This is a genomic window from Helicobacter sp. (genome assembly GCF_022511165.1).
GTDB lineage: Bacteria > Campylobacterota > Campylobacteria > Campylobacterales > Helicobacteraceae > Helicobacter_C.
On sequence record NZ_JAFLSB010000012.1, the window covers coordinates 17,974 to 44,377 of the forward strand.

Sequence of the window (26,404 nt, forward strand, 5' to 3'; positions counted from 1 at the left end):
TTCTAAAATAACATAAATCATAAAAACAAGGAGAAAAGTGAATGAAGAAGGTTTTGTTGTGGATTCTTGGAATCATCTGCGCTATATTGCTGCTTATTATCATAGTGGTTTTTACGCCACCGGGCAATATGCTAGTAAAAAGCATATTGCAATCACAAGTTGATAAATACGCTCCGCTAAAACTTGATGTAGAAAAGTTTTCACTTGGTTTTTCAAGCATTGATGTGCTTATCACACACGGCGATGCGGTTGCTATCACACTTGGGGGCGATTTTTCACTTTTTTCTCAAACGCTTGATGTAGCACTTAAGGTTGATGCAAAAGATATATCGGTATTAGGAGAGCTTGTAGATACGCCCTTGCAGGGAGGATTTGTCATTAATACCACTGCAAAAGGCGCACTCAACCATATAGAAGTCAATACAACAAGTGATATTGCTAAATCTTTCACTGACATTCGTGTGCTTTTGCAAGATTTTGCCCCTACTTCAATCATAGCACACATCAAAGATTTGCAAATCAAAGAAATTTTGGCTATGGCGGGTATGAAGCCCTATGCAAGTGGTGCACTCAATCTTGAGGCTGATATTAAAGGCGATACCGATATGAATTTCAATGGAAATGCCCTTTTAAATATCGCCCAAGGTTTGGTTGATAGCGAACTTATCAAAAAAGATTTTGAAGTTGATGTGCCAAAAACAACTTTTGTCATTACTCTTAATGCTATTTTTGATATGGATAAGCTCAATCACGATTTCAATTTTAATGCCAATATCGGCAATATCCATTCTAGCGGACAAACACTCATTACAGATCTCACCACAAAAACAGATGTGAATATAAATCTTAGCGACCTCTCCGCTTTTACGCCACTCGCAGGAATGCCTATACGCGGAAACTTTGAAGCTCAAGTAGATATCACAGGCGGAATGGAATCTTTAGAAGTCAAGGGAAGCTCTAATCTCGCAAGCTCTCAAACAACCTTTAGCGCACTTCTTGCAGACCTTGCTCCACAAAATGCAGAAGCCCATATCAAAAATATGCGCCTTGATACGCTATTGTGGATGATTTATATGCCACGCTATGCCACAATGAATCTTAATCTTGATTCAGTATTGAGTGATTTTGATAAAGGTATTTCAACTAACACTGCCCTCACACTCTCTGGCATAACAAGCAATGCCGTGATGAAGCAAGAAATGGATATGGATATGCCAAATACAAACTTCACCATCACATCAAATGTAGCACTCAAAGAAGGCGTAGGCGAGGCAAACTCTAAGCTTACTTCTGATATTGCGCAAGTGAATTTAGATAAAACAAGCATTAATCTTAATGATTTTGCGGTGAATGTCCCCTATGAAGCGAGTATCCCCAATCTCAAAAAGCTTAAATTTGCCACAGGTATAGAACTCGCGGGAGACTTTAAAGCCACAGGGGTAGCAAAGCTCACAGATGAAACCACCTATGCGGATTTTAATACCCAATCACTCGGGGGTAGTATCAACGCCATACTTAATAACAACACGCTTACTGCAGCACTTAAGAATGTTAATACCCTTAAGCTTTTCAAAATGGCGCAACTGCCCGAAGTCTTTAGTTCAGATATGAATGGTGACTTGAATTATGATACCTTGACAGAAAAAGGCACACTCAAGGCTATACTTAGTAATGGAAAGCTAATGCCTAATCAAGTAACTGAATTAGCACAAAAATATCTTAAAACTGATATTACAAAGGAGGCGTATGAAAACGCTGGGCTTAATGTGGTAATTAATAAGAATCTTATCACTACAGATATTGGGTTAAAAAGTGCTAACACCACTATTTCCGCACAAGGCGCGAGTATTGATACAGATAAAAGCACGATTAATGCCGACCTGAAGTTCCAAATTAAAGACAAATATATCTATCTCAAGGCGCGCAATCAGCTCTCTTCGCCCACTCTTAGCATTGACGCAAACGAGCTGATTAAAGCTGAAGCAGGAAAGGCGATTACAAAAGGCGTAGAACAAGCCCTTGATAAATATATTAAAGATGATAAAATCAAAGATGGCGCGCAGAATCTCCTTAATAACTTCCTCAAAAAATAAAGAGGCTTTGGGGGGAATATCTTTTGCTTTTAGGCTCTTGTATTTTATATAAGGGGATATTATGCAAAGCGGATATTATAACACCACAGGCGGTATGGTAACACAATTCAACCGCCTTGATCTTATCTCAAATAATCTAGCCAACCTCAACACCGCAGGATTTAAACGCGATGATGTGGTTATAGGTGATTATTTGCGACTCTATGAAACACATAAAGAGCAGCTTCCCATAGAAGATCATACGCGTAAAGCTGCTAAGTTTCTTAATCGCACAATGGATCGTGTGCCTATCATCAGTGAAGAATACACCGATAGAAGTGTAGGGAGCCTCGCTCAAACAGATAATTCACTTGATTTTGCCCTGCAAAAAGAAAATGCGTATTTTGTTATCAAAACTCCCGATGGAATCCGCTATACACGCGATGGAAGCTTTAGCCTTGATAGTGAAGGATACATTGTCAATAAAAGTGGGCATTTAGTGCTTAGTCGTAATGGACTAGAAGAAGAGCAAGAGGAACAAAATGGGATTCAAATCTCTGCAGGTTTAAATCTTGAAGCTGATGCTTCAGGCAATCTTTATGCAAGAAATCTCAATAATGATGCCATTGCCGAACAAATTAACATCGGCGCACTTGCAGTAGTAGCATTTGAGAATCCGCGATATTTGAAAAAAGTGGGACAAAATCTTTATGAATACCCCGCAGAAAGAGAAGATGAAAGAGAAATTGTGCGTGATCCACTCCTTGCGCAAGGATTTATCGAAAAAAGCAATGTCAATGCTGTGCGTGAGATGAGCTCACTCATTGAAACAAATCGTCTCGTGGATATGTATTCTAAAGTAATGAAAAGCCATATGGACGACCTCAACGCAGAAGCGATTACAAAACTTGCCGTGCGAGCTTAAAAAATATATATTGAGGGAAAATATGCAGGGAGAGAAGCAAAGCATAAAAGAATTGCTTAATTGCTTTGAGTATATTAAATGTTATCATACTGATATGCTTGATTGCATAGGCATTATGCTTGAGATGTTTTGGCTCAAGCGACACTCTCCTGCTTTTATAGAATCTCTTATCGCCTTAGCGGCAAAGCGAAAGCCTATTTATGAGGAATATGCAAATGCGCTCAAAGATGCACTTGGCGAGGAGCTGTATATCCCGCTTAATCCTCACTCCAATCTCCTTAAGATTCTCAAAGTTATTGCAGCAAACGATGCCTCAAATCGCACAATTGAGGAATTTTTGCATATTATTACGCAAAAAAAGACTACACATAAGCTTTTTTCCTATTCTACGCCACTTGAAGTCAATGAACTCCTTGTAGGCTTACTTGATATTAAACCATCTCAAAGTGTGTATAACCCCTGCTATGGTATGGGGAGTTTGTTTTTTGCAATCGCCAACACCGCTCATCATATCGAACTCTATGGTGAGGAGCTAGAGGGTTCATTGGCGCGTATCGCAAAGATTATTTGCAAAATTTTGGATTTAAACTCAAATCATTTGCTTTTAAACAATATTCTCACAAATGAGCAATTCAAGCATCAAAAGTTTGATAAAATCATTTGCAATCCACCTCTTGATAGCCACATAGGCACACAATTTTTAAAAGAAGACAAGCGATTTTCCACTTATGAATCGCTTATTAAAACCCACCCAGAGCTTCTTTTTCTTATTCACTCTTTGTATTATCTTAAAGATAAAGGCGTGTTTATTTTGCGCACACAAACCTTGCTGAAAACCTCACTTGAAGGAAAATTGCGGGAGAGATTATGCGAAGAGGGATTAATAGAATCTATCATCGAGCTCCCTAAAAATATCTTCCCGCATCAAACACACGATTTTTTCATTATGGTGCTTTCACAAAACAATCACGCCATTTTGCATATCAATGCCAACTCGCCGCATTTTTATCGCAAAGATGGCAAATACAACCGCATTATTCATCTTGATGAATTACTTGATATTTATCGTCATAAGCGCGTAGGGGAGTATTCCTCCCTCACGCCTCTGCACCAAATTAATCCCCACGATTTAAGCGTGAGCGCGTATGTGCAAAAGCCCACCAAACAACCACAAAATAACCATACACCCCTTGGTGCGCTTGATGTGCAAATATTTCGAGGACAGCGTGTGTATGGCGGAAGCAAAGATGAAAAAATTACCTATTTTGATTTGGGTATTGCTGATTTTACTGATTTTGGATTCTGCTATGAGTTTTCTACGCAAAGGTTTAAGGGCGATGTGCATAAGATTCACAGATATAGCCTTAAGCCCTATGATATAGCTATTTCTATTCGTGGCACAGCCCCCAAATTTACGATTCTAGCCCCAAGCATACAAGAACATAAAGTCGTAGCAAATGCAGGCATTATCATTGTGCGAGCTCCCAATGCGCAAGTTGCCATAGGGATTTACTGCTATCTTTTTTCTACACAAGGGCAAAATATACTTGCTAAGCTCTATGAACGCAATCTAGGCAATCTTAGCCCTTCTGATTTAGAGCAACTCCCTATTCCTAATGACTTCACACTCCACTCACAAGAGACTTTTTCTCAAATTGAAAACTATGCCCTAGAACTCAAATCCTTGCAAGATAAGATTCAAAAATTAAGGGGCTAAAATGAAAATTATAGATTCTCAAGTGCGTGATGTAAAAGAGGGCGCAAATGTAGTGCTTATCGCTCCAAGCAATCTTTATGGCTGTATTTTAGAAGATGATGTATTTGTGGGACCATTTTGTGAGATTCAATGTGATGTAAGCATTGGCAAACGCACGCGTGTGCAGTCTCATAGCTTTATTTGCTCTTGTGTGCGCATTGGAAAAGATTGTTTCATAGGACACGGCGTGATGTTTATTAATGATAGCTTTGCAGATGGCGCACCCGCATCAAACAAGCAAAAGTGGAAAGAAACATATATTGGGAATCGTGTCTGTATTGGCTCAAATGCAACAATTTTGCCTGTATCTATTTGTGATGATGTAGTCATTGGTGCCGGAGCAGTTGTTACAAAAGATATTACACAAAGTGGATTCTACATCGGTAATCCTGCACGATTTTTACGCGCCTTGCCTAAGCAAAACACATCGAAAGAAACATAATGAATCCTCCTTCTCCACGGCACATTGCTATCATAATGGACGGCAATGGACGCTGGGCAACAAAACAAAGCAAAAAGCGCACACAAGGGCATAGAGAAGGTGTGAAAATTGTGCGTGATGTAACACAATGGTGTGCCTCTAAGCAGATTCCCTATCTCACACTCTATGCGTTTTCAACAGAAAATTGGAAGCGCCCAAAAATAGAAGTGGATTTTTTGATGGGGCTTTTAGAAAAATATCTGCATAATGAAAAATCAATGTATATTAAAAATAACATTAGATTCCGCGTGATAGGGGATATTAGCATTTTTAATACTGCTCTTAAAAATGCTATTTTTGAATTAGAGCATATCACACAAAATCACACCAATCTCACGCAGATTCTTGCGCTTAATTATGGCTCACACGATGAACTCTCGCGTAGTTTTATTAAAATTGCTCATACATTAAGCCACAATGAGCTTATCGCACTCACACCAAAGCAAATGAGTGCGCTTATTAATGCCAACCTCGATACCGCTACCTTGCCTGATGTGGATATGCTCATACGCACAGGAGGCGAAAAACGTATATCAAATTTTTTACTATGGCAATCAAGCTATGCGGAATTATTTTTCACACCCACATTGTGGCCTGATTTACGCACTGATGAACTTGATAATATGCTTAGTGAATTTTTAGGGCGCAAAAGACGATTTGGCGGGGTAAATTAATTTTATCTACTCTTCTAAAATCACAAAATTCTCTTTTTGCTTTAATGAGTTGGTATTTTTTGTATTTTTATCTTTATTTGCTTCTTGTGTTTCACGCATTGCGTTTTGAATCTCTAAGTTTTGTGTCTGCAAACGCGTATTTTTTAAGAAATCAATCGCATAATCTTTCTTAGCAGCCCTTGCAGCAGCAGGATTGAATCTAGGCATATACTCTTGTAGAGCCTTTACACGCGCAAATACATCTTCAAAATACTCCTGTGCCATTTTGTTACGTTCTTTATCTTTTTCCCAACTAAACCCTTTGTTATAGGATTTTATCACCTCATACCAATTCCCATTGCGCACCTTTTGCCAATAATTAAGCTCATCAAGTGCCGTTTGAGAGGCGAAATCATCATCACGCATTAAAAGCTCTCCTACCATATTGCGCATAAAATTTGAATCTTTTTGCTTATGTTTTTTGATAATGCCCGGAATATGCGCGTGATAGATACCGGCTGAAGGATCAGCAAAATTCACACGATACTCACCCGCGCACGATTCTTTCCACGCAATAGCCGCCATTGTATAGCCAAAGCCACTTTTTGCACCATATCTAAAGGCTTTAAGAATCACATTTTTTTGATTTTTATTAAAATCTTTGGGTTGCACACATTTGCCTTCAATCTTATGCAGCGGTAAAGCAAGAGCGGGTAAAATCACGCCACTTAGCAGCATAGCACACACGGCTTTTATCAAAATTTTCACGCCCTCTTCCCCTTAAATTCATCAAATCTATGAGCGATGTTAAATCACTTTTTAATAACTCTGCGTTACAATCACGCAATCATATCTAAAAATCAAAGGAATATTCTTGAAAGTGCCACATTTACCCTTGCTCATTGAGATTCTCACCGAAGAGCTTCCTGCCCTCCCTTTGCTCAAAGAATTACCCAATATAAAAGCAAAATGGCAAAAAAGTGCGCAAAGCTTTGGGATTCACTCTAATCCCACATTCTATTACACTCCTCGCCGACTTGTGCTGTATGAAGAGCATTTCCCTACCGCTACTCAAGATAGCTTAATAGAATCTTATGGTCCTCCACTCCATATTGCTTTTATAAATGGCGATAAAACACAAGGTTTAAGCAAAGCGGGAGAGAGTTTTTATAAAAAAAATCATCTAAGCCTTGATACACCCTTATCCACAAAACAAAAAGACAATAAAGAAGTGCTGTATTATGCCTATACTCAAAAAGGTGTGCCGACAAATACCTTACTTGGTAATATACTTACACAATGGCTTCAATCGCTCCATTTTGGTAAAAGTATGTTTTGGGGCGATGTGAGAGAGCCTTTTATCCGCCCGGTGCGCAATATTTGTGTGCTTTTGGGGGAAGAAGATGTGAAAGTAAGTGCATTTAATGTGCAAAGCAAGGCTCAAACTTTTGTTCATAGAGATGTGAGTTTTGCGCCTGTGATGATTAAATCTCCCAAAGATTACTTTGAGATTCTCAAAAATGGCAAGGTAATTTTAGACCAAGAAGAGCGTAAGGCGATGATTCTCTCTCAAATCACAGATATAGAATCCACACATCATATCAAAGTAGAAATCGATAAGGCTTTGCTTGAAGAAATTGTAGCCATTACCGAATACCCACGCGCCGCCTATGGGAGCTTTGATAAAGCATTTTTACATCTGCCCCCGGAGGTGATTATTACCTCGATGAAAGAAAACCAACGATATTTTGCTACTTATACACACGAGGCATTACATAATGGCTTTATACTCGTGGCAAATAGCACAACTCAAAATCTTGCCCCTATCGTGCAAGGCAATCAAAAAGTGCTTAAGGCGCGATTAAGCGATGCGGTATTTTTCTATGAAAATGATATAAAAGAAGGCTTTAAACCCCAGAATCTCTCGCAGATTCTTTTTGTTGAAGGACTGGGTTCTTTGCTTGATAAATCTAAACGAGAGGGCATTATCGCGCATATTCTTTTAGAATCTTTTGCCTCTAAGCTCACTTTGCCTTTGAGCCAATCCCAAAGCATTTTAGACAATGCTATTACTTATGCAAAGGCGGACTTGCTCACGCAAATGGTATATGAATTTACAGAACTACAAGGCATTATGGGCTATTACTATGCGCAAAAATTTGGTATGCACCCACTTGTGGCTTTAAGTATCAAAGAGCAGTATCTCCCCACAGGCGAAGATTCTGCCTTGCCAAGCGATATTTTAAGTGCGATTGTGGCTCTAAGCATAAAACTTGATAATATTTGCGCCCTCTTTAGTATCAATAAAATCCCCACAGGTTCAAAAGATCCTTTTGCGCTAAGACGTGCAGCAAATGGGGTGTTAAAAATCATCGCCCATTATGGATTATGCTTTGATTTAAGCACACATTTGCCTAGAATCTACCAAGCAGCAGGATATAAGCCAAGCGATTTGGGACAAATAGAATCTTTCTTTTTGGAACGACTTGAGGGATTTTTAAAAGTCAATCCCTCACTTATCACTTGTGTGCTTAATGCTCGTGTAGATAACCAAAAGATACGCAATCTTTATAGCATTATCTCCAATGCTCAAAGCCTAAGTGTCTTTTTTGAAAAAAGCGATAAAGAAGCACTTGTGCGCCTCTTTAAAAGGGTGGCAAATATTTTAGAAGATACCCTTAGCCCCACACCCATTAATGAAAGCTTACTTCAAGCTAAAGAAGAAAAAACACTTTATGCTGCGCTTAAAAATCTCAAAACACAGAGTTTTAAAGATGCGCAAGAGCATATACAAGCCCTTTTTGCGCTCAAAAATCCACTTGAAGCATTTTTTGAATCAGTGCTTGTTAATGATGCAAACCCCGCGCTTAAAATCAATCGCCAAATGCTCATTCTTGGCATTTATAATGAATTTTTGCGTATCGGTGATATTAAGGATATTGCATTGTGAAAGCCTTTTATGCTACTTTTGTGCTTGAAGCAAAAAATATTTTTACCTCCGTATCAGCAATGATTATTATCTTTGGGGGATCGCTTTTTTATCTTTTTTTATACCCCACACCTTATTATGCTGATGTCGTCAGTGCGCAAAAAATCGCTATTATTGATTATGATAATACATATTCTTCGAGGGAGCTTATCTCATTTATACGCTCTTCGCCACACTTAGAGATTATAGAGGTTCTTCATAGCCCCAAAAAGGCGCAAGAGCTTATAGAATCACATCAAATCTATGGCATTATCACTATTCCCTATGATTTTGAAAAACATCTCTACCAACGCGTGCCTCCTGTTGTAGCCATTATGGCAAATGCTTCATATCTGCTTATTTATGGAGCAATTGCCAATGCAGCAACAGAATGCCTTGAAGCCTTTAATGATCATCTCAAAACAAAGTTTCAAACACACGAAAAAGAAATCTTGCAACCTCATCTTATTCCACTTTTTAATCCCTCAATGGGCTATATTAATTATACTCTCGCTCCTATACTTATTTTTATCCTTCATCAAACACTTGTTGCGGGGGCAGGAATTATTGGTGGCACACAGAATCAGCAATTTACACAAGGAGTGCGCAATCACTACTCAAGCGCAAATCCCTTGCTTTTAGTTTGCTCTAAAATATTAGTCTTTTTTAGCATTTATGTGCTGCTTTATGCGTTTTATTTTGGTTTTGCTTATGAATTTTATGGAGTGTATGTGGGGGCTTCTATCCTTGATTTTTGGCTTTTTAGCATAGCCTTTATTTTATCAACTGCTGCATTTGGCGTGTTTTTTGGCTCTATTTTACCCAAACGCGCCCTTTCTACGCAAATTATTATGCTTGCTTCTATGCCGCTTGTATTTTTACTTGGCTTTATGTGGCCTCCAGCTCAAATTGCGCCTTGGGCAAATTATCTTATTAGTTTTTTGCCTGCTTATCACGGCATCAATGGGCTTTTGCAGCTTAATCAAATGGGAGCAAGCTTTGGAAGTGTGTGGGGCTACTTTATGAGTTTATGCTTTTTATGTGTGCTCTATATAGGAGCGAGTGTGCTTGTGATTTATAAAAAAACCCTGCGGTGGTAGATTATTTATGGCATAAAAGCATATATATAGGGTGATAGGTAAGTCTGTTATTAAATGTTTGCTCATACTCACGCAATATTCTTTTACCCATATACCCTTTCTTGCTTAGTGCATTGACACCGCTTAATTGAAAATGCCTAAACACATCAAGTGCGCTTTTAAATTGCAAGGGAAAAAGCTCTTCTTGCAAGAGAATAATCTCAAAATGCTTTGTAATAATTTCGCGCATAGCACCTAGACTAAAATACTCTAACCCATAATGTGTGATAGCTTTAGCCTCATAACAATTTTGCTCCCCAAAGCTGCTTAATAAACAAAGTCCATTGGGAGCGAGAATCTGCTTGAGTGCGCAAAGTGTGCGCTCAAAGTCTAACCATTGCAATGTTGCATTTGAAACAATCAAATCAAAGCTTTTTTTAGCTATATGCTGCTCTAAAAGCGTATTCATATCAAAGCACATAAACTCCACGCGTTCATCACTTGAGCCATAATTATGAATGTCATTGCTGATATAAGATTCAAATTGAAGCATCTTACAAAGAAGCGTAGTAAATTCGCCACCCCCTGCACCAAATTCAAAAATATGCCCAAAATGCACACGATGGTTTAAATGCAGAATCTCAATCAGTTTATGGCGCATATGCTTTTGTACAATAGCATTTTGCGCATAAGTTTTTCTTGCTTTATAAAAACTCTCTAAATACAGCATAGCTCTTCCCACGAGCAAAAATCAAAAAAGACAAAATGCGCCCCTTGTATAATGTGAATGCGCGTTGAAGGACTAAAAGAAGCAAAAAATTGCTGCGCGGCATTCAAGGGAAAAATAGTATCATTGCTTGATAAAAGCGCATCATCATAGATAAAATGCGCATTATTTGTTTTGGTATGAGCAAGGAAGAGAAAATCAAAAATACTTTGCAATTCCTCTTGTAACTCCTCATTTTTGGGCTGTTTTGTCAAAAAATGGGCAAGTTTTTTCTCCTCTCCCCCCACAAGAGCTTTTTGAAAAGTAAGCCAATCAAAATGTGCTATGCTCTTTTTAAAAATCGCAGGGTGGATACCAAACACTCTATCAATTCCCACATTTGTGCCATTAATGGCAATTTTTTTTGATAAAGATAAAGAAGAGACAAAAAAGGGGGCGATACTCACGCCCATTGAAAAAGCAATAAGTATAACCTCGCTAAATGCACTCATAGCGCGATAAAAACTTTGGGGAAGTTTAAAATCCCTATAATCATACACAAGTATCACATTGCATTGGGCATCTAAATGCGCAAACTGCTCTGCTCTGCTCCCAAATCCACCAAAAAAGAGAATGCACTTTTGGCTTTGCTTATGTGTATGCAAAAACACATATTTCATACCAATGCCCCAAGCAGAGATTCTATATGCTCCTGCTTTAATGCGCTATGGAGGGAGAATCTCACTCGCGCAGTGTGTTTTGGCACACTTGGCTCTTTAATTGCAGGGGCAAAAATACCGCGCTTTTTAAGCCTTGCACTCAAATCTAAAGCCTGTGCATTTTCTCCACAAATAAGAGAGAGGATATGATTTTCCCCAAGCACCTCATAGCCCTTTTTCTGTAAATGCTCTTTGATGGAGCGCGATAAGTTTTGCACATATTCACGCTCTTTGTGGAATCTGCTAAGTTGTGTGAAAATAAAATGGCTAAAGGCGACATTGATTGGAGGCAAGGCAGTAGAAAATATAAACCCACGCGCAACATTAATAAAAAAATGCCTCATTTGTGCATTGCAGAGCATACACGCACCCATAGAGGCGATTGCCTTGCCAAAGGTAAGAATCAAAAAATCAATTGATTCTAATACATCTAAATGTGCAGCCAAACCTAAACCATTCTCTCCTATAATGCCCACACTATGAGCCTCATCAAGGTAAATTTGCATATTTTTAAATTGATTTTTGAGTGATACAAGCTTTTTTAGGGGCGCAAAATCCCCCTCCATACTAAATACTCCCTCACTCACAACGATGATATGCCTAAAACGCGCAGCATTTTGGCTTAAAATCTGCTCTAACTCCTGCATATTATTATGGCTAAAGCTTTTAAAACGCGCCTTGCCTAATCTCAATCCATCAATCACACTTGCGTGAATAAGGCGATCAATCACAAAAAATGTGTGAGGAATACTGCAAAGGGCTTGGATACAAGAAATATTTGCGTGGTAGCCGCTATTAAAGAGCAGGGCGGATTTGTGATAGAGATTGCTTAAAGTAAGCTCACACTGCTCATATATTTCAAAATTCCCACTTAAAAGTCGCGAAGAGCTACTTGAAAAAAATATATCTTGTGATTGTAAAGAATGTAAAAACTGCTCTTTTAATGCACTATTGACATTTAAGCCCAAATAATCATTGCTCGCAAGATTTAAAAGCTTTGTGTTCTTCTCATACACAAACACGCCACTATGGTGCAAAGGCAAGAGTGTGCGAAAATTATTTTGGCTTTTTAAATGCTCTAATAGAGAATCAATATCCACTTGTTTTTATCCATTCTTTTTTATTTTTTTATAGCTCAACTTCTTTGGGGTATTTTATCATTATTTATAAAAACTTAAAGTATCATTAGCCACCTCTTAAAAGAAAGTGAGCCAAATAATGAAAGCAAATGATTTAAAAAAACTTGATTTAGAGCATATTTGGCACCCTTGCACACAAATGAAAGACCACGAGAGTGTGCCTTTAATCCCTATCCAAAAAGCAAATGGAATGTATCTTTATGATTTTGATGGCGCAAAATATATGGATTGTGTAAGCTCGTGGTGGGTCAATCTCTTTGGACATTGCAATGAATATATTGCCAATGCGATAAAAAAACAAGTCGATGAGTTAGCTCATATTATTTTAGCAGGATTCTCACACGAGCCAATTATCAAACTCTCACAAAGGCTTTGTGCGCTTTTAGGAGGGCATTTTAATAAATGCTTCTATGCAGATAATGGCTCAAGTGCTATCGAAGTAGCCCTCAAAATGAGCTTTCATTATCATCTTAATAATGGACAAAAACGTGATACTTTTCTTGCTCTCAATAATGCCTATCACGGCGAGACTCTAGGGGCTTTGAGTGTGGGCGATGTGGCATTATATAAGCACACCTATGAGCCGCTACTTTTACATTGCCTCACCACTGCTGTGCCTCTAGCAAATACACACACGAGCATAAGAGATTATGAGAAAGCAGACTATAGCAAAGAAATAGAATCTTTAAGGCAGATTCTTCACTCACAAGGGGAGCGCATTTGTGCTTTTATCCTCGAGCCACTTGTGCAATGTGCGGGCAATATGAATATGTATAGTGCAGCATTTATTGATGAGGCAATCGCACTCTGTCATCATTTTGGGGTGCAGGTAATTTTTGATGAAATTGCCGTGGGTTTTGGACGCAGCGGTAGCCTTTTTGCGATGGAGCAATGCAAGCAAAAGCCGGATTTTATCTGCCTTTCTAAAGGTATCACGGGTGGATTCTTACCGCTATCTGTGGTGGCAACAAGTGATGAGATTTATAATGCTTTTTATGCACCCTATGAATCCCAAAAAGCCTTTTTGCACTCTCATTCCTACACTGGCAACGCTCTTGCGTGTGCGGCGGCAAATGCGGTGCTTGATATTTTTGAAAAAGAGCATATCATAGTAAAAAACAAGCATTTGAGCGAGTATATTGCAAAAGAATTTGAATCGTTAAAAGCATTTACATTTTTGGGGAATTTTAGGCAAAAGGGTATGATTTATGCCTTTGATATAAAAGATACAAAAATCCCTCGTGCAGGGCTTTTTGTATTTCAAAAGGCATTGCAAAAAGGTTTGCTTCTACGCCCACTTGGCAATACACTTTACTTTATGCCCCCTTATGTGATTAGCCAAGATGAAGTGCGCTATGTGCGCCAAAGTTTAGAAGAGATTTTTGAGGGACTTTAAATATTTACAAGATTCTATAAATTAAAGCAGAAACAAACCTGTTTAAACTATGTGCTGCTTATCTGTAACAAAAAACATTAAGATAATGCTCTTTAGAATGATAAAAGCAAAAAAGCGATGCTTTTGCAAAATGCGATTATAGAATCTTTTTTATTTTTGAGATTTTTAGATACCTTAAAACTTTTTTGCCTTTTTAAATTTCTAGCCTAGCCGCAAACTCTTTTATCGCTCTTAAACCCCCTACACACTAAAATATATCGCTACGATTGTAACAATAAACCCTGCAGCCATTACGCCAAAGCCACTTTTGCGTTTGCCCTTGCAAAATGAGGTGATGATTAAGCCAGAGAGATAAAAAATAAGCATTGAAAAACCAAAGCATACAGCAATAAAATCAAAAAATGTAAATTTAAATCCCCCTAGCTCAAATTTATTCCCCCCGCTTTTGTGCATCATCATTAGCACTCCATAAAGACTTCTATCCACTGCACGCAAAATGGGCTTATCATTCCTATCTTTTGTGAGCATTACACTATATTTGATATTTCCCATATTCAAAGTGCCCTTTATTGTGCGCAAGGTTATATCGCTTGGCACCTTGAGTTGATGCTCTTGCAGGGTTTGAATGATAAATGCTTGCTCCTCCCCTTTTTGTGGCATAGAATCAAGAGCTATTTCTGTGATAGTTGCACCGGCATTTTGACGAATTTCAAAGATATAAAGTGCGCCGGTAATAGCATAAATGAGCGCAGCAGGGAGAAAAAAGAGGCTTAAATAAAGATGAATTTGCATCCATAATTTACGATGAAGTTTCATTGCAAGTATCCTTTCATAAAACAATATTAATTATCATAATTTTACATAAAAAGCGTGAGTTATGTGTGAAATGTATATTACAAAATGTCTTTTAAACTTAAAAATGTTAAAGATTCACACACTGATTTCATAGAGCCTTTTGCGTTCATTAGAGCTTGCAATATGCAGTTGTTGGCGGTATTTAGTAATAGTGCGGCGCACCATTTTAAGCTCAAATTTTTCCTCCACGATTTTTAGAATCTTTAAATCACTCAAAGGCTTCTTTCTATCCTCATTTTTTACAAGGTTTAAAATAAAATCTTTAATTGAAGCATTTGATGTATCTCCATCAATGGCAGCGGTAAAGAAACTTTTTATAGGGAAAATACCCCTATCGCATTCAAGGTATTTATTTGCGATTGCGCGTGAGATAGTGCTTGGGGCATAGCCTAAATCTTGGGCGATGTCTTTAAGTTTCATTGGGCGAATCTCCCCGCCCATAAAAAAATCATATTGATTTTCGCGCAAAGCAATGGCGATTTTTAGAATCGTTGCCTTACGCATATCAAGGGCATCAACAAGGTCTTTTGCCTCCTTGAGCTTTGTTTTAAGAAACTCTGCCCCGTCTTTGTCTGTGATGTTTTTAAGCTGCTCTTGAATAAGAATCTTAGGATAATAGCTATCATTAATAGAGACTTCAAGCTCATAAGTGCCATTTTTAAGACTATCGCTCTTGGCGCGCTCAAAAATAAAAATATCAGGTATAACTTCACTTTCTCTTGCGCTAAAATCAATCGCTGGGGGATTTTTAAAAGTCTTAATTGTTTTCATCACTTCATTATAAGCAGGGTGATTTTTGTATTTGCTATGGCGATGCAAATCGTGGATAATACGCACAGCAAGTTCATAGCTTTGCCCCTCTAGCTCGGTATTATCAAGCTGAAAAAGAAAAGATTCCCCAATATCTTTTGCTCCCACACCATAAGGCTCTAAATACGCGAATCTTTTTCTTACGCGCTCAACCTCACTTTCATCAATACCCAATTCTAGGGCAATCTCTCCCACAGCTACATCTAAGAAGCCCTCATCATTGAGATTCTCTACAATTTTAAAAGCAATTTGACGAGAAGATTCAGTGGGGAAAAGCCGAGAATCAATTTGTTCTTCAAGTACCTCATAGAGGCTCTGCTCACTGATATGCTGGGATTCAAAACTCTCATTTTGAGTGCCACGCATACCCTTTTTATAGGTTTGTGTTTTACTAGGGAGAGCGCCTAGCATTTGACTTTGCACATTAGCATAAGGATTCTCCTCTGCTATGGTATTAAGCGTTTCTTCAAGCTCGGTAAGCCCACTTTGCAAGATAGGTAGCCAACTCTTAAGCGTGGTAGAAAGCCGCGCTTTGACATTGAGATTACTTTTTAATTTACCACCCACACTCATACTTTAAAATGTTCCCCCAAGTAATATTTTTTAACAAGCTCATTGGCATAAATCTCCTCCGCATTACCACTCGCAAGGAGTGAGCCGCTTTTAATCACATAGGTGCGTGAGCATACAGAAAGTGTTTCGCGCACATTGTGGTCAGTAATAAGCACGCCAATATCAAGCTCGGTAAGCTTTAAAATAATATTTTGTATATCATTGACTGCACGCGGATCTACCCCCGCAAAAGGTTCATCAAGCAGCACAAATTTTGGATCTTTGACTAATGCTCTTGCAATCTCTACGCGTCTGCGCTCCCCACCACTTAGACTAATCCCTTTTCTAGCACGGATTGGCTCGATATTAAATTCTAAAAGCATATTTTCGACTTTAATATGCCTATCCTTGACATTTTTAATGCTAATTTCTGCAGCTAACATTAGGTTTTCTTCCACACTCAAATCTTTAAAAATACTTGATTCTTGGGGGAGGTAGCCGATACCTAAGTTTGAGCGTTGATGCAAGGGAAGATGAGTAATATCAGTATGATTAAGTATTACTTTGCCATCACTTGGGTGCAATAAGCCACATATCATATAAAATGTAGTTGTTTTTCCTGCACCATTTGGTCCTAAAAGCCCCACGACCTCACCGCTATTGACTTCAAGGGAAATATCTTGCACGATTTTTGTTTTTTTGATATGTTTGCTTAAATGTTCAGCTTTGAGTTTATTCATAAACAAACCTCATAGATTCTATGATGTGTGGGAGTAGGCGTAATGGTAATAGTGGCAACCTTAAAGCCATTATGTGCTAAAAGATTTTTGAGCTTCTCTTCACCCCATTCTATGAAATGCACCCCCTCACGCATAAGCATATCAAGCAAACCCAATTCAAGCATTTCTTGCACATCTTTGCGGTATATATCATAATGATGAATACTCCCATATTGCGCATTTTCATAGGAGAGAGCAAGGCTAAAGGTAGGAGAAGATACTTGCGCTTCTTGCCCAAAAGATTCTACAAAATAACGCACAAATGTAGTCTTACCGCTCCCTATACTGCCTTGTAAAAGCACAATATCTCCATTATGCAATGAATCCTTAAGGAGACGACATAAGCTCTCTAGCTCATTTTCTTTGAGCTTAAATTCACTCATCACTAATCCTTTGGCGCACTTCTTTAATCCCCACGCTCTCATTGATTGCCTTAATCAAATCACGATTTTGCGCTAGAAAGTTTTGTTTATCTTGTGGGGAAGAATCTAGATTTGATTGCAGAGGTTGCAATGGAGAATCTTGAGTGCTTGATTGTGTATTCAATGTTGCGCTAGATGAGCTAGATTCAGGGTTTATAGATGCTTGTATAGATGGTTTATGAGCATATACATCGGGTTGTAAATTTTCTTGTGTGTGAAGTGGAGAATCTTGTGCTTCCTCTTGTGCAGGGCTTGTCGTGTCCTCTTTGCTCACCTGCTCAATATGCACATTTTCACCAAAGACAGAGGCAACTAAAGGGCGAATGATTTTGCCATATTCTTTTAAAAATTCTTTATCCTTGCCTTGAGCGATACTCTGCCAACGCAAAGTACAATCTTCTTGTGTAAAACTCACAAAATGCACATTGCGCTCAAAAATCACCCCAAGCTCGGCATTGCGGTCTTTGATTTTAGCGATGAGATTGCTAAATTGAATTTTTGCATTGAGCGTTTGTGTGGGTGGATTTTTTTCTTGTGATGATGCGCTTTGTGTATGTGGCATATTTACATTGGCATTTGGTGCGTGAGAAGAGGTATGTGGATTCAAAGGTTGTTGGTGCTGCGTGCTATGAGGCGTTGCCCCTTGAGAAGTAAAAAGCTCATTTTCAAGCTCCTCTATCATTGATTGTATGTCTTTAACTTTCATTGCCTCTTGCATTTTAAGCGCACAAAGCAGCAGCACAAAGCTCCCCTCGGTATTGAGGTTAAGGAGGGTTTTAGATTCTGTAAGAATGCGCGCAAAGCGATCAAGCAGCAAAGGAGGAAAATCTATATTTTTTTGCAAGAGCTTATCTTTTAAAAACAACATCATCTCATCAAGAATCATCTCACATTCATATTCAAAAAAAAGATTCAAAATCTGCTGTGTTTTTTGTGAATCTTTATGCACAATGCTATAAAAATAATCACTCAATACTTGGGGATCAACTATGCCAAGCATATCACTTACCCCCGCAACCTCGATATGATTCTTACAAAAAATAATCGCTTGATCAAGCAAAGTAAGTGTATCGCGCAAACTTCCCGCTCCGCTTCGCGCAATAATATTAAGAGCCTCTGCCTCATAGCTCACGCCCTCTTTATTTAAAATATTACTAATATGTTCTACAACAAGCCTATGGGAGATTTGCTTAAATCTAAAATGCTGTGTGCGACTTAGAATTGTTGCAGGGAGCTTAAGCGGATCAGTCGTAGCGAGGATAAACTTCACAAATTCTGGCGGCTCTTCGAGGGTTTTAAGCAGTGCATTAAAAGCCTCTTTGCTTAACATATGCACCTCATCAATAATAAAAATCTTATATCGCGCAAAGCTTGGGCTGTATTTTGTCTGCTCAATGACGCGCTTAATATCATCGATTCCTCTTGAGCTTGCTGCGTCCATTTCGATAATGTCCATATGTTTATTCTGCAATGCCGCTACGCAACTCGCACAATTCCCACAAGGCGTGCTTGTAGGTCCGCTCTCACATTGCAAAGCGCGTGCAAAAATGCGAGCAGAGCTTGTTTTCCCGCTTCCACGCAAACCACTAAAAAGATAAGCGTGGGAGAGATGCTTATTATCAAGTGCAAGAGAGAGTGTTTGAGATATAGCATTTTGCCCCACTAAGTCGCTAAAGCAGGTAGGTCGATACTTTAAGGCTAGGGCTATGGAACTCATCGCTTATCCTTATCAAACAAACTAAAATTGCCATTGTATAAAAAGAATCTAAAAATGTGCATACAAGCTATCCTTTCTTTTCATCTTCATAATCAAAAACGGGCAAAGATAGCTTATAAAAAATCGCCAAAAGTCTCATACTCACACCAATAACTAAAGTAATAAGCGTTACAAGTGTTATATCTAAATGTGCATATTCTATGAGTATATAATAAATTGCCCCTGCAAGGAGTGCGATGCCCGCATAAATCTCTTTTTGAAACACAAGAGGAATGCGCATACATAAAATATCGCGCAAGATTCCACCAAATACGCCTGTGATTACGGCTGCGCTCACTGCAATGATAAATCCATATTCCTTATCGATTGCTACTTGTGCGCCTAAAATACTAAAAGTTACAAGTCCAATCGCATCAAGTGTTAAAAATACCATTTCACTTCGTGCAACTACGCGAGGCATTTTTGTCGTAAGCAGAGCCGCTACACAAATAAGCACAACATAATAAGGGTGAGCCACCCAAGTAAGCGGATAATGCTCAAGCAAAATATCGCGGATTGAACCACCACCAATAGCCGTAACAAGTGCGATAAACATTACGCCAAAGAGATCCATTTTATGCTTCCCTGCTGCAAGTGCGCCAGTCATTCCTTCAGCAGTAATGGCGATAATATAAAGTGTAGTAAGAAGCATTCTCTCCCTTTAAAGATTCTCAAATCATACAAACACATTGTAGCTTGAATGAGCTTAGAAAATCTTATCATTTATTTATGGAATTACTTTTGCTTAATTTTGTGCATAAAAACGCACAGGTTTGCACATTTTATTTCAAAGGATAGCATTATGATGAGGTCTCTTTACACTGCTACCACAGGTATGTTAGGGCAGCAACTCCAGATTGACAACACATCAAATAATATCGCCAATGTCAATACAACAGGCTATAAGAAGCAAAGGGCGGAATTTGCAGATTTATTTTATCAAGTGTTGCAATATGCAGGAACAAGCACAAGTGAGACGACTATCTCTCCCACAGGTATTGAGGTGGGTATTGGTGTGCGCCCTGTGGCGATACAAAAGATGTTTTCTCAAGGACATCCAAAGGAGACTGAAAATAACCTCGATATTGCTATTACAGGCAATGGATTCTTTCAAATTGAATTACCCGATGGCAATATCGCCTACACGCGCGCAGGAAGTTTCAAGCTTGATAATGATGGTAATGTAGTGAATGCAGAGGGCTATCGCCTGATACCAGAGCTTACTATTCCAGAGGGGACTACGCAAATAAATATTGGCACAGATGGCACGGTGAGTGTGATAGAGGGCAATCAAACAGAAGCGAATGTGCTTGGGCAAATTGAAATTGTAACCTTTATTAATCCCGCGGGCTTGCATTCTTTAGGTGATAATTTATTTATTAATACCAATGCTTCAGGTGATCCGGTAGCAGGAGTACCCGGACTTGATGGTTTTGGGCAGTTACGACAAGGATTCTTAGAATTAAGCAATGTAAAATTGGTGGAAGAAATGACAGATCTTATTACCGGACAAAGAGCATATGAGGCAAATTCTAAGAGTATCCAAACAGCAGATTCTATGCTTCAAACCGTGAATAATTTAAAGCGATAGTAAGATAATAGTTCATCTATTCAAGCTTTCCTAGCTCATAATAGAGCTTATCGGCAATGAGTTTATAACCATTTGGAAGCAAATGCACATCAGGTTTAGCAAGATTTGCTTTCTCCCATTTGGCTTTTCCCCCGCTCTCTTGTATAAAATCCTCCATACTAAAAAGCAAAATATGCTTTTGTTTGGCAAGTTTAATAATCGCTTCTTGTGTGGCTTTGGCATTTTTAGCGCCCTTATACGCGGCTTTTCTGCGCTTTGTGGCATTTGCAACTTTTTTAACCACAGGCGGAGGAGAAAGAAGCAAAATATGCGCTTGTGGGTTAGCCTTTCTTATGCTATCAATCAATTTGCCATAATTTTTTATGAACGCCTCTTCATCAAAATTATCATAAAGAGCATCATTTGAGCCATAGCATAGCACATACAAATCCGCAGGAAGTATGCGCATTTGCTGCATAAAAAGCTCCTTATCCCATTTGAGCCATAAATCAGAACGCGCTCCATTGATGCCAAGATTCTCAATAATATTATGATGATTTTCTTCTTGTGTGATAAAAAATCCACCAAAAAGCACTTTTTCATTAAGTGCTTCAATGCTAATAGGATATTGGAGCTTAAGTGTGAGAATCTGCCACGAATTTGGACGTTTGGCATTAATGATAAATTTTTGTTTTGTATGATCTTCAATCATTATTGCCTTTTCTTTATTTGGGGCTTTAAAAATGATTTTAGTTAAGGCTCCAAATGCGTTGTTTCTAGGTGTAAGTGTGATATGCGCAGGGAGTGCGGTGGGCTTGGCTATGATACCTCCTAGCGGATATTCATTAATTTCATTTAAGCGGGAGTTTAGAATCTCAAAATTTTCACTTTCATACTTAAGCCCGATGTGTTGATGATAGCTAGGATAGAGAGGATAGACTAAGCCAAAAGTATAGTTTTGAAAAAATAACCCTCGCAATCGATGCGAGAGAAAATCTCCGGCAATGTGAGAATCTCCTAAGATGCGTATCACAAGATGTTGTTTTGAGCGAAGCTTTGCTTGAAAGGCAGGAGAGAGGGGCTTGCCATAATTTTTAATCCCGCTTGTGGATTCTAAAAGTTTTTTACTCTCATTTGGGATACTTGAGCTTTGACCAGGATTACTTAAAGCAATGCCGATGGCTTTAAGCGGATAATCTGCTCCCTGCATACTCACAAATCCTATACAGAGCCATATAACAAAATGCTTCATTGTGCTTCCTCTAATACAAGATCTTGTGGGCGCACAACAAGTGCGTTAAGAAAAATATTTGCCATTATTTGATAGCCAAGTGGTGTAAAATGCACACCATCATCAATACGCACTTGCACACTCTTGCCATTTTCATTTTTGATAAAAGCTGAATATTTCCCTCCCTGCGTAACAATGCCATTGCTTTGGAGGAAAAATTCGCTATTATTGCTCACTTCACGTTCATAGAGGCTATTAAGATACATAATTTTATCATTCAGTGATTTTTCACGCACAGATGGCACTTCATACCACGCCACGCGTGCGCCGTGATATTGGGCGATTTGGAGAATCTCCTCTATACGTTGTGTATAGATTTCTTCCCATTTTTTACTTTTAAAAGCAATATTTTTCTTCATCGTCCAAGGATCATTTGCGCCCAAAAGCACCACTACAAGAGCAATATTATCATTTTTATTAAAAGCTTCCTCAATGGCATTCGCCCAATCAAAATAATGTTTGTGAGTTAAGCCGGTGCTGTGTTTGCTAAGGTTTATACCCTGTAAATGCACCTTTTTAAATGTTTTAAGAATATAGGGAGCAACGCCTTGCATCATTGAATCTCCTACAAGCAAAACAGATGAATATTCATCAATATGTATGCGTGGATTACTCACTTCTTTAATAGGCGTGTAGCTCTCTACTATGAGCTCTTGCTCTGTCTCTTTTGTCTGTGTTTGAGCGCTTTTGGGTAGCTCCTGTGGTGATGCTTGCGTAGGGCTTTGATTTTGTGGTATTTGTACTGTGGGGATATTGTGCGTAAAAAAAGAACTTGTATTTTGCTCTTGTGTGCTTTGAGATGCAGTTTTATTATCTTTATTTGCTTCTAAAGATATTTTATTTTCTTGTGCATTCTTTTGCTCTGTAAGCATTTTAATGTGGGATTCTTGGATTTTATCTGCATTTGGGGGTGTAGAATCTATGCCTGTATGAGGGGGTTTGCGCGTGGGCTTAAGATGTGTTTTTTTTGGAGATTCTGGCGTTTTTGGCTTTGTGGGTGTAGGAAGTGGGGCTTCTTGGGCGATATGGAGGAATTTTTGCGCTTGAGTAAAAGTATCATCAAAAAGATTCTGCAAATATTCCATAGTGCTATCAGTATAAGCAAACACCATATTATTTTGGAGCATACTTGCTTGGTAAATGCGGCTAAACATTCGTATGAGAGGGTGGCTAGATTCTATGAAGTTATGGTATTGCTGCTCCACATAAGTAAGAATTGAGCTATGCAAAATCACGACAAGCTGCAAAAGTGTAGCAAAGATGATGAAAGCAAATTTCGCCTGCTGCATTAAAAACTCGCATAAATAAAATGAGGTATGCCTGAAGGCATTATCACCATAAGTAAAGTGAGTATTATGGCAAGCACAAAGGGCTTAAGAAGCCACGGGATAAGGCTTAGGGCTTTTTGTGTAAGCTCTAGGCTTCCCTTCATAAGCGGATAGCATAAAAACCACACAAAGAATCCGCCAAGAGAGAGCCACGCATATAAAGGTGCAGGTGTATTAAAGCCTTGAGAAAAGGCTACAAAGAAACTACGCACTTCATCAAGCGAGTGATAATAAAAGAAAATCCAACAAAAACTTACATATAAAAAAGTGCAAAATGAGCCAAAAAAGGGCAACTCTTGCAAATCAATTTCAACAATTTTTAGGATATTAAGCCATACAATGCCTAAGCCGTGTAAGATTCCCCAAAGCAAAAATGTCAAAGTATTGCCGTGCCATAAGCCAGAAAGAGAAAAAGCAATAAGCACAAAAAGTTGTGTACAAAGCACGCCCTTTTTGTTCCCACCAAGCGGGATATAAATATAATCACGTATGAAAGTAGAGAGACTAATATGCCACCTATTCCAAAAATCTTTAAGATTTTTTGCCGCATAGGGCATATTAAAATTTGGTGGCAATGTGAATCCAAGCATAAGCCCAAAGGCACACACGAGATTCACATATCCACTAAAATCACAATATAATTCTATGCTGTAAGCAAAAATCGCATTTAAAAGTTCAAGCGCGTGGTATTCAAAAGGTGCGCTTAAAATTGGCTCGGAGTAGATGCCTAAATAATTTGCAATGAGCGTTTTTTTAATAAGCCCAAAAAGCAAGAGGGCGATGATGAGATCTATTGAGCCAAAAGTGCGCTTTGTGTGGTATTGTGTAAAAAAATTTTGACTTCTCATAATAGGACCAGCAACAAAAGTCGCAAAAAAAGAAAGATAAGTTGCTAGGGCTACAAAACTCTCTAGTGCAGGATTACCTTCTTCATAATCACCCTCTCGCACAAGATTCTTGCCCTCCTCATATACTGAACGCAAATAAGTGATTGACGCAAAGGTATAAAAGCTAATACCTAGAGGAAAGATAATATCAACCTCAAGAAAATCAAATCCAAAAAGGCTAAGGAGGGCATCAAATTCATCTTTGATATGTGCATAATATTTGAAAAAACATAAAAATAAAAGCGCAAAACATACGCACACAAGAAATACAAAACGTATGCGAATAGTATCAATGAAAAGGGCGAGAAAATATACAAGACAAGTATAGATAAAGACAATGAGTGCAAAATATGGACTAAAAAGAGAGATAATGAGATAATTAAATCCCAAAAGGGCAAGATTGCGCAATATAAGCGATTGAATCAGCCAATAAAATATAAAAAATATAAGCAATATGATACTAAATTCAATGCTAAAAAAGCTCATTATCTCCCTTCGCTTATTCTATTTATGCGAAATATGAGCGTAAATTGTAGCATAAAGATGAAAAGCAGATTCTTATAAACTCTTTTTTACTCTTTTAGAAACTTGAGCAATGATAAGGTATATGATTGCACCAAGGCAGAGTAAAACAATAGGCATCATATAAGAATGTGCATTGATTTTTTCAAGTAATGCAATCACACCACTGCTTGCATAATATCCACCTATGCCCACAAGAATCGCCCATAAAACACAAGCAATGCCATTAAGCACAAAAAATGTTTTTAGATTCAAACGACTAAAACCAATAGCAAGAGGCACGATGGTTTTGATACCATAGAGATATTTGCTAAAAAAAATCAGCCACGAGCCATATTTTTTGAGCCATATTTGAGAGAGGGCGATTTTGCGTTTATGATTGCGCAAATACCCTATAAGCTCATTTTTTTGATAACGCGCAAGATAGGCTAAAATCGAGCTACCTACGATATTTCCTGCTCCTGCGACAAAAATTGATGTCAAAAGATCCATTTTGTCTAATGCACTCATCACTCCTGCCGTAAGCAATCCCACATATCCGCCTCCTAATGAGTAGGCAAACAAAAGGATATAGCCCCACTGCTCAAGTGAATTGACAACTTCTTGCATAAATATTCCTTTATGTTGTGTCGTGTGTGATTATATGAGAGATTCTAGCATAATTATAATAATAAATCTCAAAATATTTTGTGATATTGTCATACTATCTGCGCACTTCGTGCAAGGCTTTGTCATAAAGATTATAGATTCTATTACAAGAAGCGGCAATATCTTGGTCGTGTGTGGCAAGAATAAGTGCGGCTTTATTGGTATGGATATAGGAAAAGAGAATCTCCATTACCTGCAAGGCAGTTTGCTTGTCAAGATTCCCTGTTGGCTCATCGGCAAAAATAATTTTTGGCTTTTTAGTTAATACACGCGCGATTGAGAGCCTTTGTTGCTGTCCGCCACTCAATGAGCCAATAGGCTGATGAATGACTTTATCAATCCCAAAAGATTCTAAAAGGGCTTTGTCTATGCGCTCACCAGAGAGTATTGAAGCAACTTTGAGATTTTCTATACCGCTAAATCCTCGAAAAAGATAATGCGCTTGAAACACAATGCCAATATGCAATCTCCGCAGTAAAAGCTGCTCTTTACTGCTTAGAGCATAGATATTGTCTTTATCCATTAGCCCCACGCGCCCACTTTTGGGGGGGAGGAGTGTAGAGAGATTATTAAGAAGGCTAGATTTGCCACTGCCACTTACACCTAAAATCGCTATGCTTTCTCCTTCATTGATTTGGAGATTGACATTTGTATAAAGTGTGGTTTCAAAGCTATGAGAAAGCCCATAAGCACGAAGCAGGGGATTCATAATGCTCCTTTGGTAAAAATGGCATATTATGCCATAGCATATAAAATATTGTTTTAGAATCTGTAGCGCAAATTTATTTTAGAGGGATAATCTATTGCCCTAGAATCAGGTAAATATAAAATAAAGATATTGCATTACAAATAATATTTATAGCAAAATAAGGAGTAAGATAATTAAATGCTATCATTAAAATCAAAGAGAGAAAAGGCAACATATATGAATTTTTTATGGATGAAAAGGGCAAAAACCCACTATCATTCAAGACTTTGTAATGCCACAAGATAAAATCAATGTGCATTTTAATATCACAAATCCTAAGTATCCTCAAGCAAGTAAATAGCACAAATTTACATAATTTATGTTTTGAAAATATGAAGCAAA

24 protein-coding genes are annotated in these 26,404 nt (G+C 38.3%); 9 read left to right on the top strand and 15 right to left on the bottom strand.

The features are described from left to right. Positions 1 to 41 precede the first annotated feature (41 nt). The 5 genes from J1E28_RS02995 to J1E28_RS03015 all read left to right on the top strand — a co-directional run bounded on the left by J1E28_RS02995 (position 42) and on the right by J1E28_RS03015 (position 5,908). Complete coding sequence (locus J1E28_RS02995) at positions 42 to 2,093, top strand: hypothetical protein (protein WP_291026481.1); 2,052 nt, start codon at positions 42 to 44, stop codon at positions 2,091 to 2,093. A 61-nt stretch (positions 2,094 to 2,154) separates the two neighbouring features. Continuing rightward, positions 2,155 to 2,997, top strand: a complete 843-nt coding sequence (locus tag J1E28_RS03000) for a flagellar hook-basal body protein (RefSeq protein ID WP_291026484.1) — start codon at positions 2,155 to 2,157, stop codon at positions 2,995 to 2,997. 22 nt (positions 2,998 to 3,019) lie between these two features. Continuing rightward, a complete protein-coding gene (locus J1E28_RS03005; protein ID WP_291026487.1) occupies positions 3,020 to 4,714 on the top strand; it encodes an N-6 DNA methylase in 1,695 nt (564 codons plus the stop codon). A 1-nt stretch (position 4,715) separates the two neighbouring features. Further along, complete coding sequence (locus J1E28_RS03010; RefSeq protein ID WP_291026490.1) at positions 4,716 to 5,195, top strand: acyltransferase; 480 nt, start codon at positions 4,716 to 4,718, stop codon at positions 5,193 to 5,195. Further along, positions 5,195 to 5,908 carry a di-trans,poly-cis-decaprenylcistransferase gene (locus tag J1E28_RS03015; RefSeq protein ID WP_291026494.1) on the top strand — a complete coding sequence of 238 codons (714 nt, stop codon included), beginning with the start codon at positions 5,195 to 5,197 and terminating at the stop codon, positions 5,906 to 5,908. Before J1E28_RS03010 ends, J1E28_RS03015 begins: the two co-directional genes overlap by 1 nt. A gap of 6 nt (positions 5,909 to 5,914) precedes the next feature. Here J1E28_RS03015 and J1E28_RS03020 read toward each other — a convergent pair whose 3' ends face one another. After that, a complete protein-coding gene (locus tag J1E28_RS03020) occupies positions 5,915 to 6,655 on the bottom strand; it encodes a hypothetical protein (RefSeq protein ID WP_291026497.1) in 741 nt (246 codons plus the stop codon). Positions 6,656 to 6,767: 112 nt separating this feature from the next. Between J1E28_RS03020 and glyS the strand changes: the two genes are divergently transcribed. Next, on the top strand, positions 6,768 to 8,837 hold the full coding sequence (gene glyS / locus J1E28_RS03025; protein ID WP_291026542.1) for a glycine--tRNA ligase subunit beta: 2,070 nt from the start codon (positions 6,768 to 6,770) through the stop codon (positions 8,835 to 8,837). Continuing rightward, positions 8,834 to 9,955 carry an ABC transporter permease gene (locus J1E28_RS03030; protein WP_291026500.1) on the top strand — a complete coding sequence of 374 codons (1,122 nt, stop codon included), beginning with the start codon at positions 8,834 to 8,836 and terminating at the stop codon, positions 9,953 to 9,955. The genes glyS and J1E28_RS03030 overlap by 4 nt, the downstream gene beginning before the upstream one ends. A gap of 1 nt (position 9,956) precedes the next feature. On the opposite strand, the gene J1E28_RS03035 is transcribed toward J1E28_RS03030, so the two are convergent. The 3 genes from J1E28_RS03035 to J1E28_RS03045 are packed head-to-tail and all read right to left on the bottom strand — an operon-like array spanning position 9,957 to position 12,459. After that, positions 9,957 to 10,664: a methyltransferase domain-containing protein gene (locus tag J1E28_RS03035; protein WP_291026503.1), complete on the bottom strand. Its 708-nt coding sequence runs from the start codon at positions 10,662 to 10,664 to the stop codon at positions 9,957 to 9,959. After that, positions 10,652 to 11,320: a pimeloyl-ACP methyl esterase BioG family protein gene (locus tag J1E28_RS03040; RefSeq protein ID WP_291026506.1), complete on the bottom strand. Its 669-nt coding sequence runs from the start codon at positions 11,318 to 11,320 to the stop codon at positions 10,652 to 10,654. The genes J1E28_RS03035 and J1E28_RS03040 overlap by 13 nt, the downstream gene beginning before the upstream one ends. Next, a complete protein-coding gene (locus J1E28_RS03045; RefSeq protein WP_291026509.1) occupies positions 11,317 to 12,459 on the bottom strand; it encodes an 8-amino-7-oxononanoate synthase in 1,143 nt (380 codons plus the stop codon). The genes J1E28_RS03040 and J1E28_RS03045 overlap by 4 nt, the downstream gene beginning before the upstream one ends. A 118-nt stretch (positions 12,460 to 12,577) precedes the next feature. Here J1E28_RS03045 and J1E28_RS03050 point away from each other — a divergent pair, with 118 nt between their 5' ends. Next, complete coding sequence (locus J1E28_RS03050; protein ID WP_291026511.1) at positions 12,578 to 13,894, top strand: adenosylmethionine--8-amino-7-oxononanoate transaminase; 1,317 nt, start codon at positions 12,578 to 12,580, stop codon at positions 13,892 to 13,894. A gap of 240 nt (positions 13,895 to 14,134) precedes the next feature. Here J1E28_RS03050 and J1E28_RS03055 read toward each other — a convergent pair whose 3' ends face one another. The 6 genes from J1E28_RS03055 to J1E28_RS03080 form a co-directional block, all read right to left on the bottom strand. After that, positions 14,135 to 14,710 (bottom strand): hypothetical protein, encoded by a 576-nt coding sequence (locus J1E28_RS03055; RefSeq protein WP_291026514.1) that lies wholly within the window; start codon positions 14,708 to 14,710, stop codon positions 14,135 to 14,137. Between the two features lie 114 nt (positions 14,711 to 14,824). After that, positions 14,825 to 16,132: an RNA polymerase factor sigma-54 gene (locus tag J1E28_RS03060; RefSeq protein ID WP_291026516.1), complete on the bottom strand. Its 1,308-nt coding sequence runs from the start codon at positions 16,130 to 16,132 to the stop codon at positions 14,825 to 14,827. Beyond that, positions 16,129 to 16,851 carry an LPS export ABC transporter ATP-binding protein gene (gene lptB, locus J1E28_RS03065; RefSeq protein ID WP_291026518.1) on the bottom strand — a complete coding sequence of 241 codons (723 nt, stop codon included), beginning with the start codon at positions 16,849 to 16,851 and terminating at the stop codon, positions 16,129 to 16,131. The genes J1E28_RS03060 and lptB overlap by 4 nt, the downstream gene beginning before the upstream one ends. Continuing rightward, positions 16,848 to 17,273 (bottom strand): tRNA (adenosine(37)-N6)-threonylcarbamoyltransferase complex ATPase subunit type 1 TsaE, encoded by a 426-nt coding sequence (tsaE, locus tag J1E28_RS03070; RefSeq protein WP_291026520.1) that lies wholly within the window; start codon positions 17,271 to 17,273, stop codon positions 16,848 to 16,850. Before tsaE ends, lptB begins: the two co-directional genes overlap by 4 nt. Continuing rightward, positions 17,266 to 19,029, bottom strand: coding sequence for a DNA polymerase III subunit gamma/tau (locus tag J1E28_RS03075; RefSeq protein ID WP_291026523.1), 1,764 nt, complete (start codon positions 19,027 to 19,029; stop codon positions 17,266 to 17,268). Before J1E28_RS03075 ends, tsaE begins: the two co-directional genes overlap by 8 nt. 67 nt (positions 19,030 to 19,096) lie before the next feature. Beyond that, positions 19,097 to 19,720 carry a trimeric intracellular cation channel family protein gene (locus J1E28_RS03080; protein WP_291026525.1) on the bottom strand — a complete coding sequence of 208 codons (624 nt, stop codon included), beginning with the start codon at positions 19,718 to 19,720 and terminating at the stop codon, positions 19,097 to 19,099. A 150-nt stretch (positions 19,721 to 19,870) separates the two neighbouring features. Here J1E28_RS03080 and flgG point away from each other — a divergent pair, with 150 nt between their 5' ends. Further along, positions 19,871 to 20,659 (top strand): flagellar basal-body rod protein FlgG, encoded by a 789-nt coding sequence (flgG, locus tag J1E28_RS03085; protein WP_291026528.1) that lies wholly within the window; start codon positions 19,871 to 19,873, stop codon positions 20,657 to 20,659. A 16-nt stretch (positions 20,660 to 20,675) separates the two neighbouring features. Here flgG and J1E28_RS03090 read toward each other — a convergent pair whose 3' ends face one another. The 5 genes from J1E28_RS03090 to J1E28_RS03110 form a co-directional block, all read right to left on the bottom strand. Further along, positions 20,676 to 21,890 carry a GDSL-type esterase/lipase family protein gene (locus tag J1E28_RS03090; RefSeq protein ID WP_291026530.1) on the bottom strand — a complete coding sequence of 405 codons (1,215 nt, stop codon included), beginning with the start codon at positions 21,888 to 21,890 and terminating at the stop codon, positions 20,676 to 20,678. Beyond that, on the bottom strand, positions 21,887 to 23,218 hold the full coding sequence (locus tag J1E28_RS03095) for a DUF459 domain-containing protein (protein WP_291026533.1): 1,332 nt from the start codon (positions 23,216 to 23,218) through the stop codon (positions 21,887 to 21,889). The genes J1E28_RS03090 and J1E28_RS03095 overlap by 4 nt, the downstream gene beginning before the upstream one ends. Next, a complete protein-coding gene (locus tag J1E28_RS03100) occupies positions 23,218 to 24,630 on the bottom strand; it encodes an MBOAT family O-acyltransferase (protein ID WP_291026535.1) in 1,413 nt (470 codons plus the stop codon). Before J1E28_RS03100 ends, J1E28_RS03095 begins: the two co-directional genes overlap by 1 nt. Before the next feature lie 72 nt (positions 24,631 to 24,702). Further along, the gene (locus tag J1E28_RS03105; RefSeq protein WP_291026538.1) at positions 24,703 to 25,275 is read right to left on the bottom strand and encodes a DedA family protein; all 573 of its coding nucleotides are present in this window, start codon (positions 25,273 to 25,275) and stop codon (positions 24,703 to 24,705) included. Between the two features lie 94 nt (positions 25,276 to 25,369). Then, positions 25,370 to 26,014 (bottom strand): ATP-binding cassette domain-containing protein, encoded by a 645-nt coding sequence (locus J1E28_RS03110; protein ID WP_291026545.1) that lies wholly within the window; start codon positions 26,012 to 26,014, stop codon positions 25,370 to 25,372. Between the last annotated feature and the right edge of the window lie 390 nt (positions 26,015 to 26,404).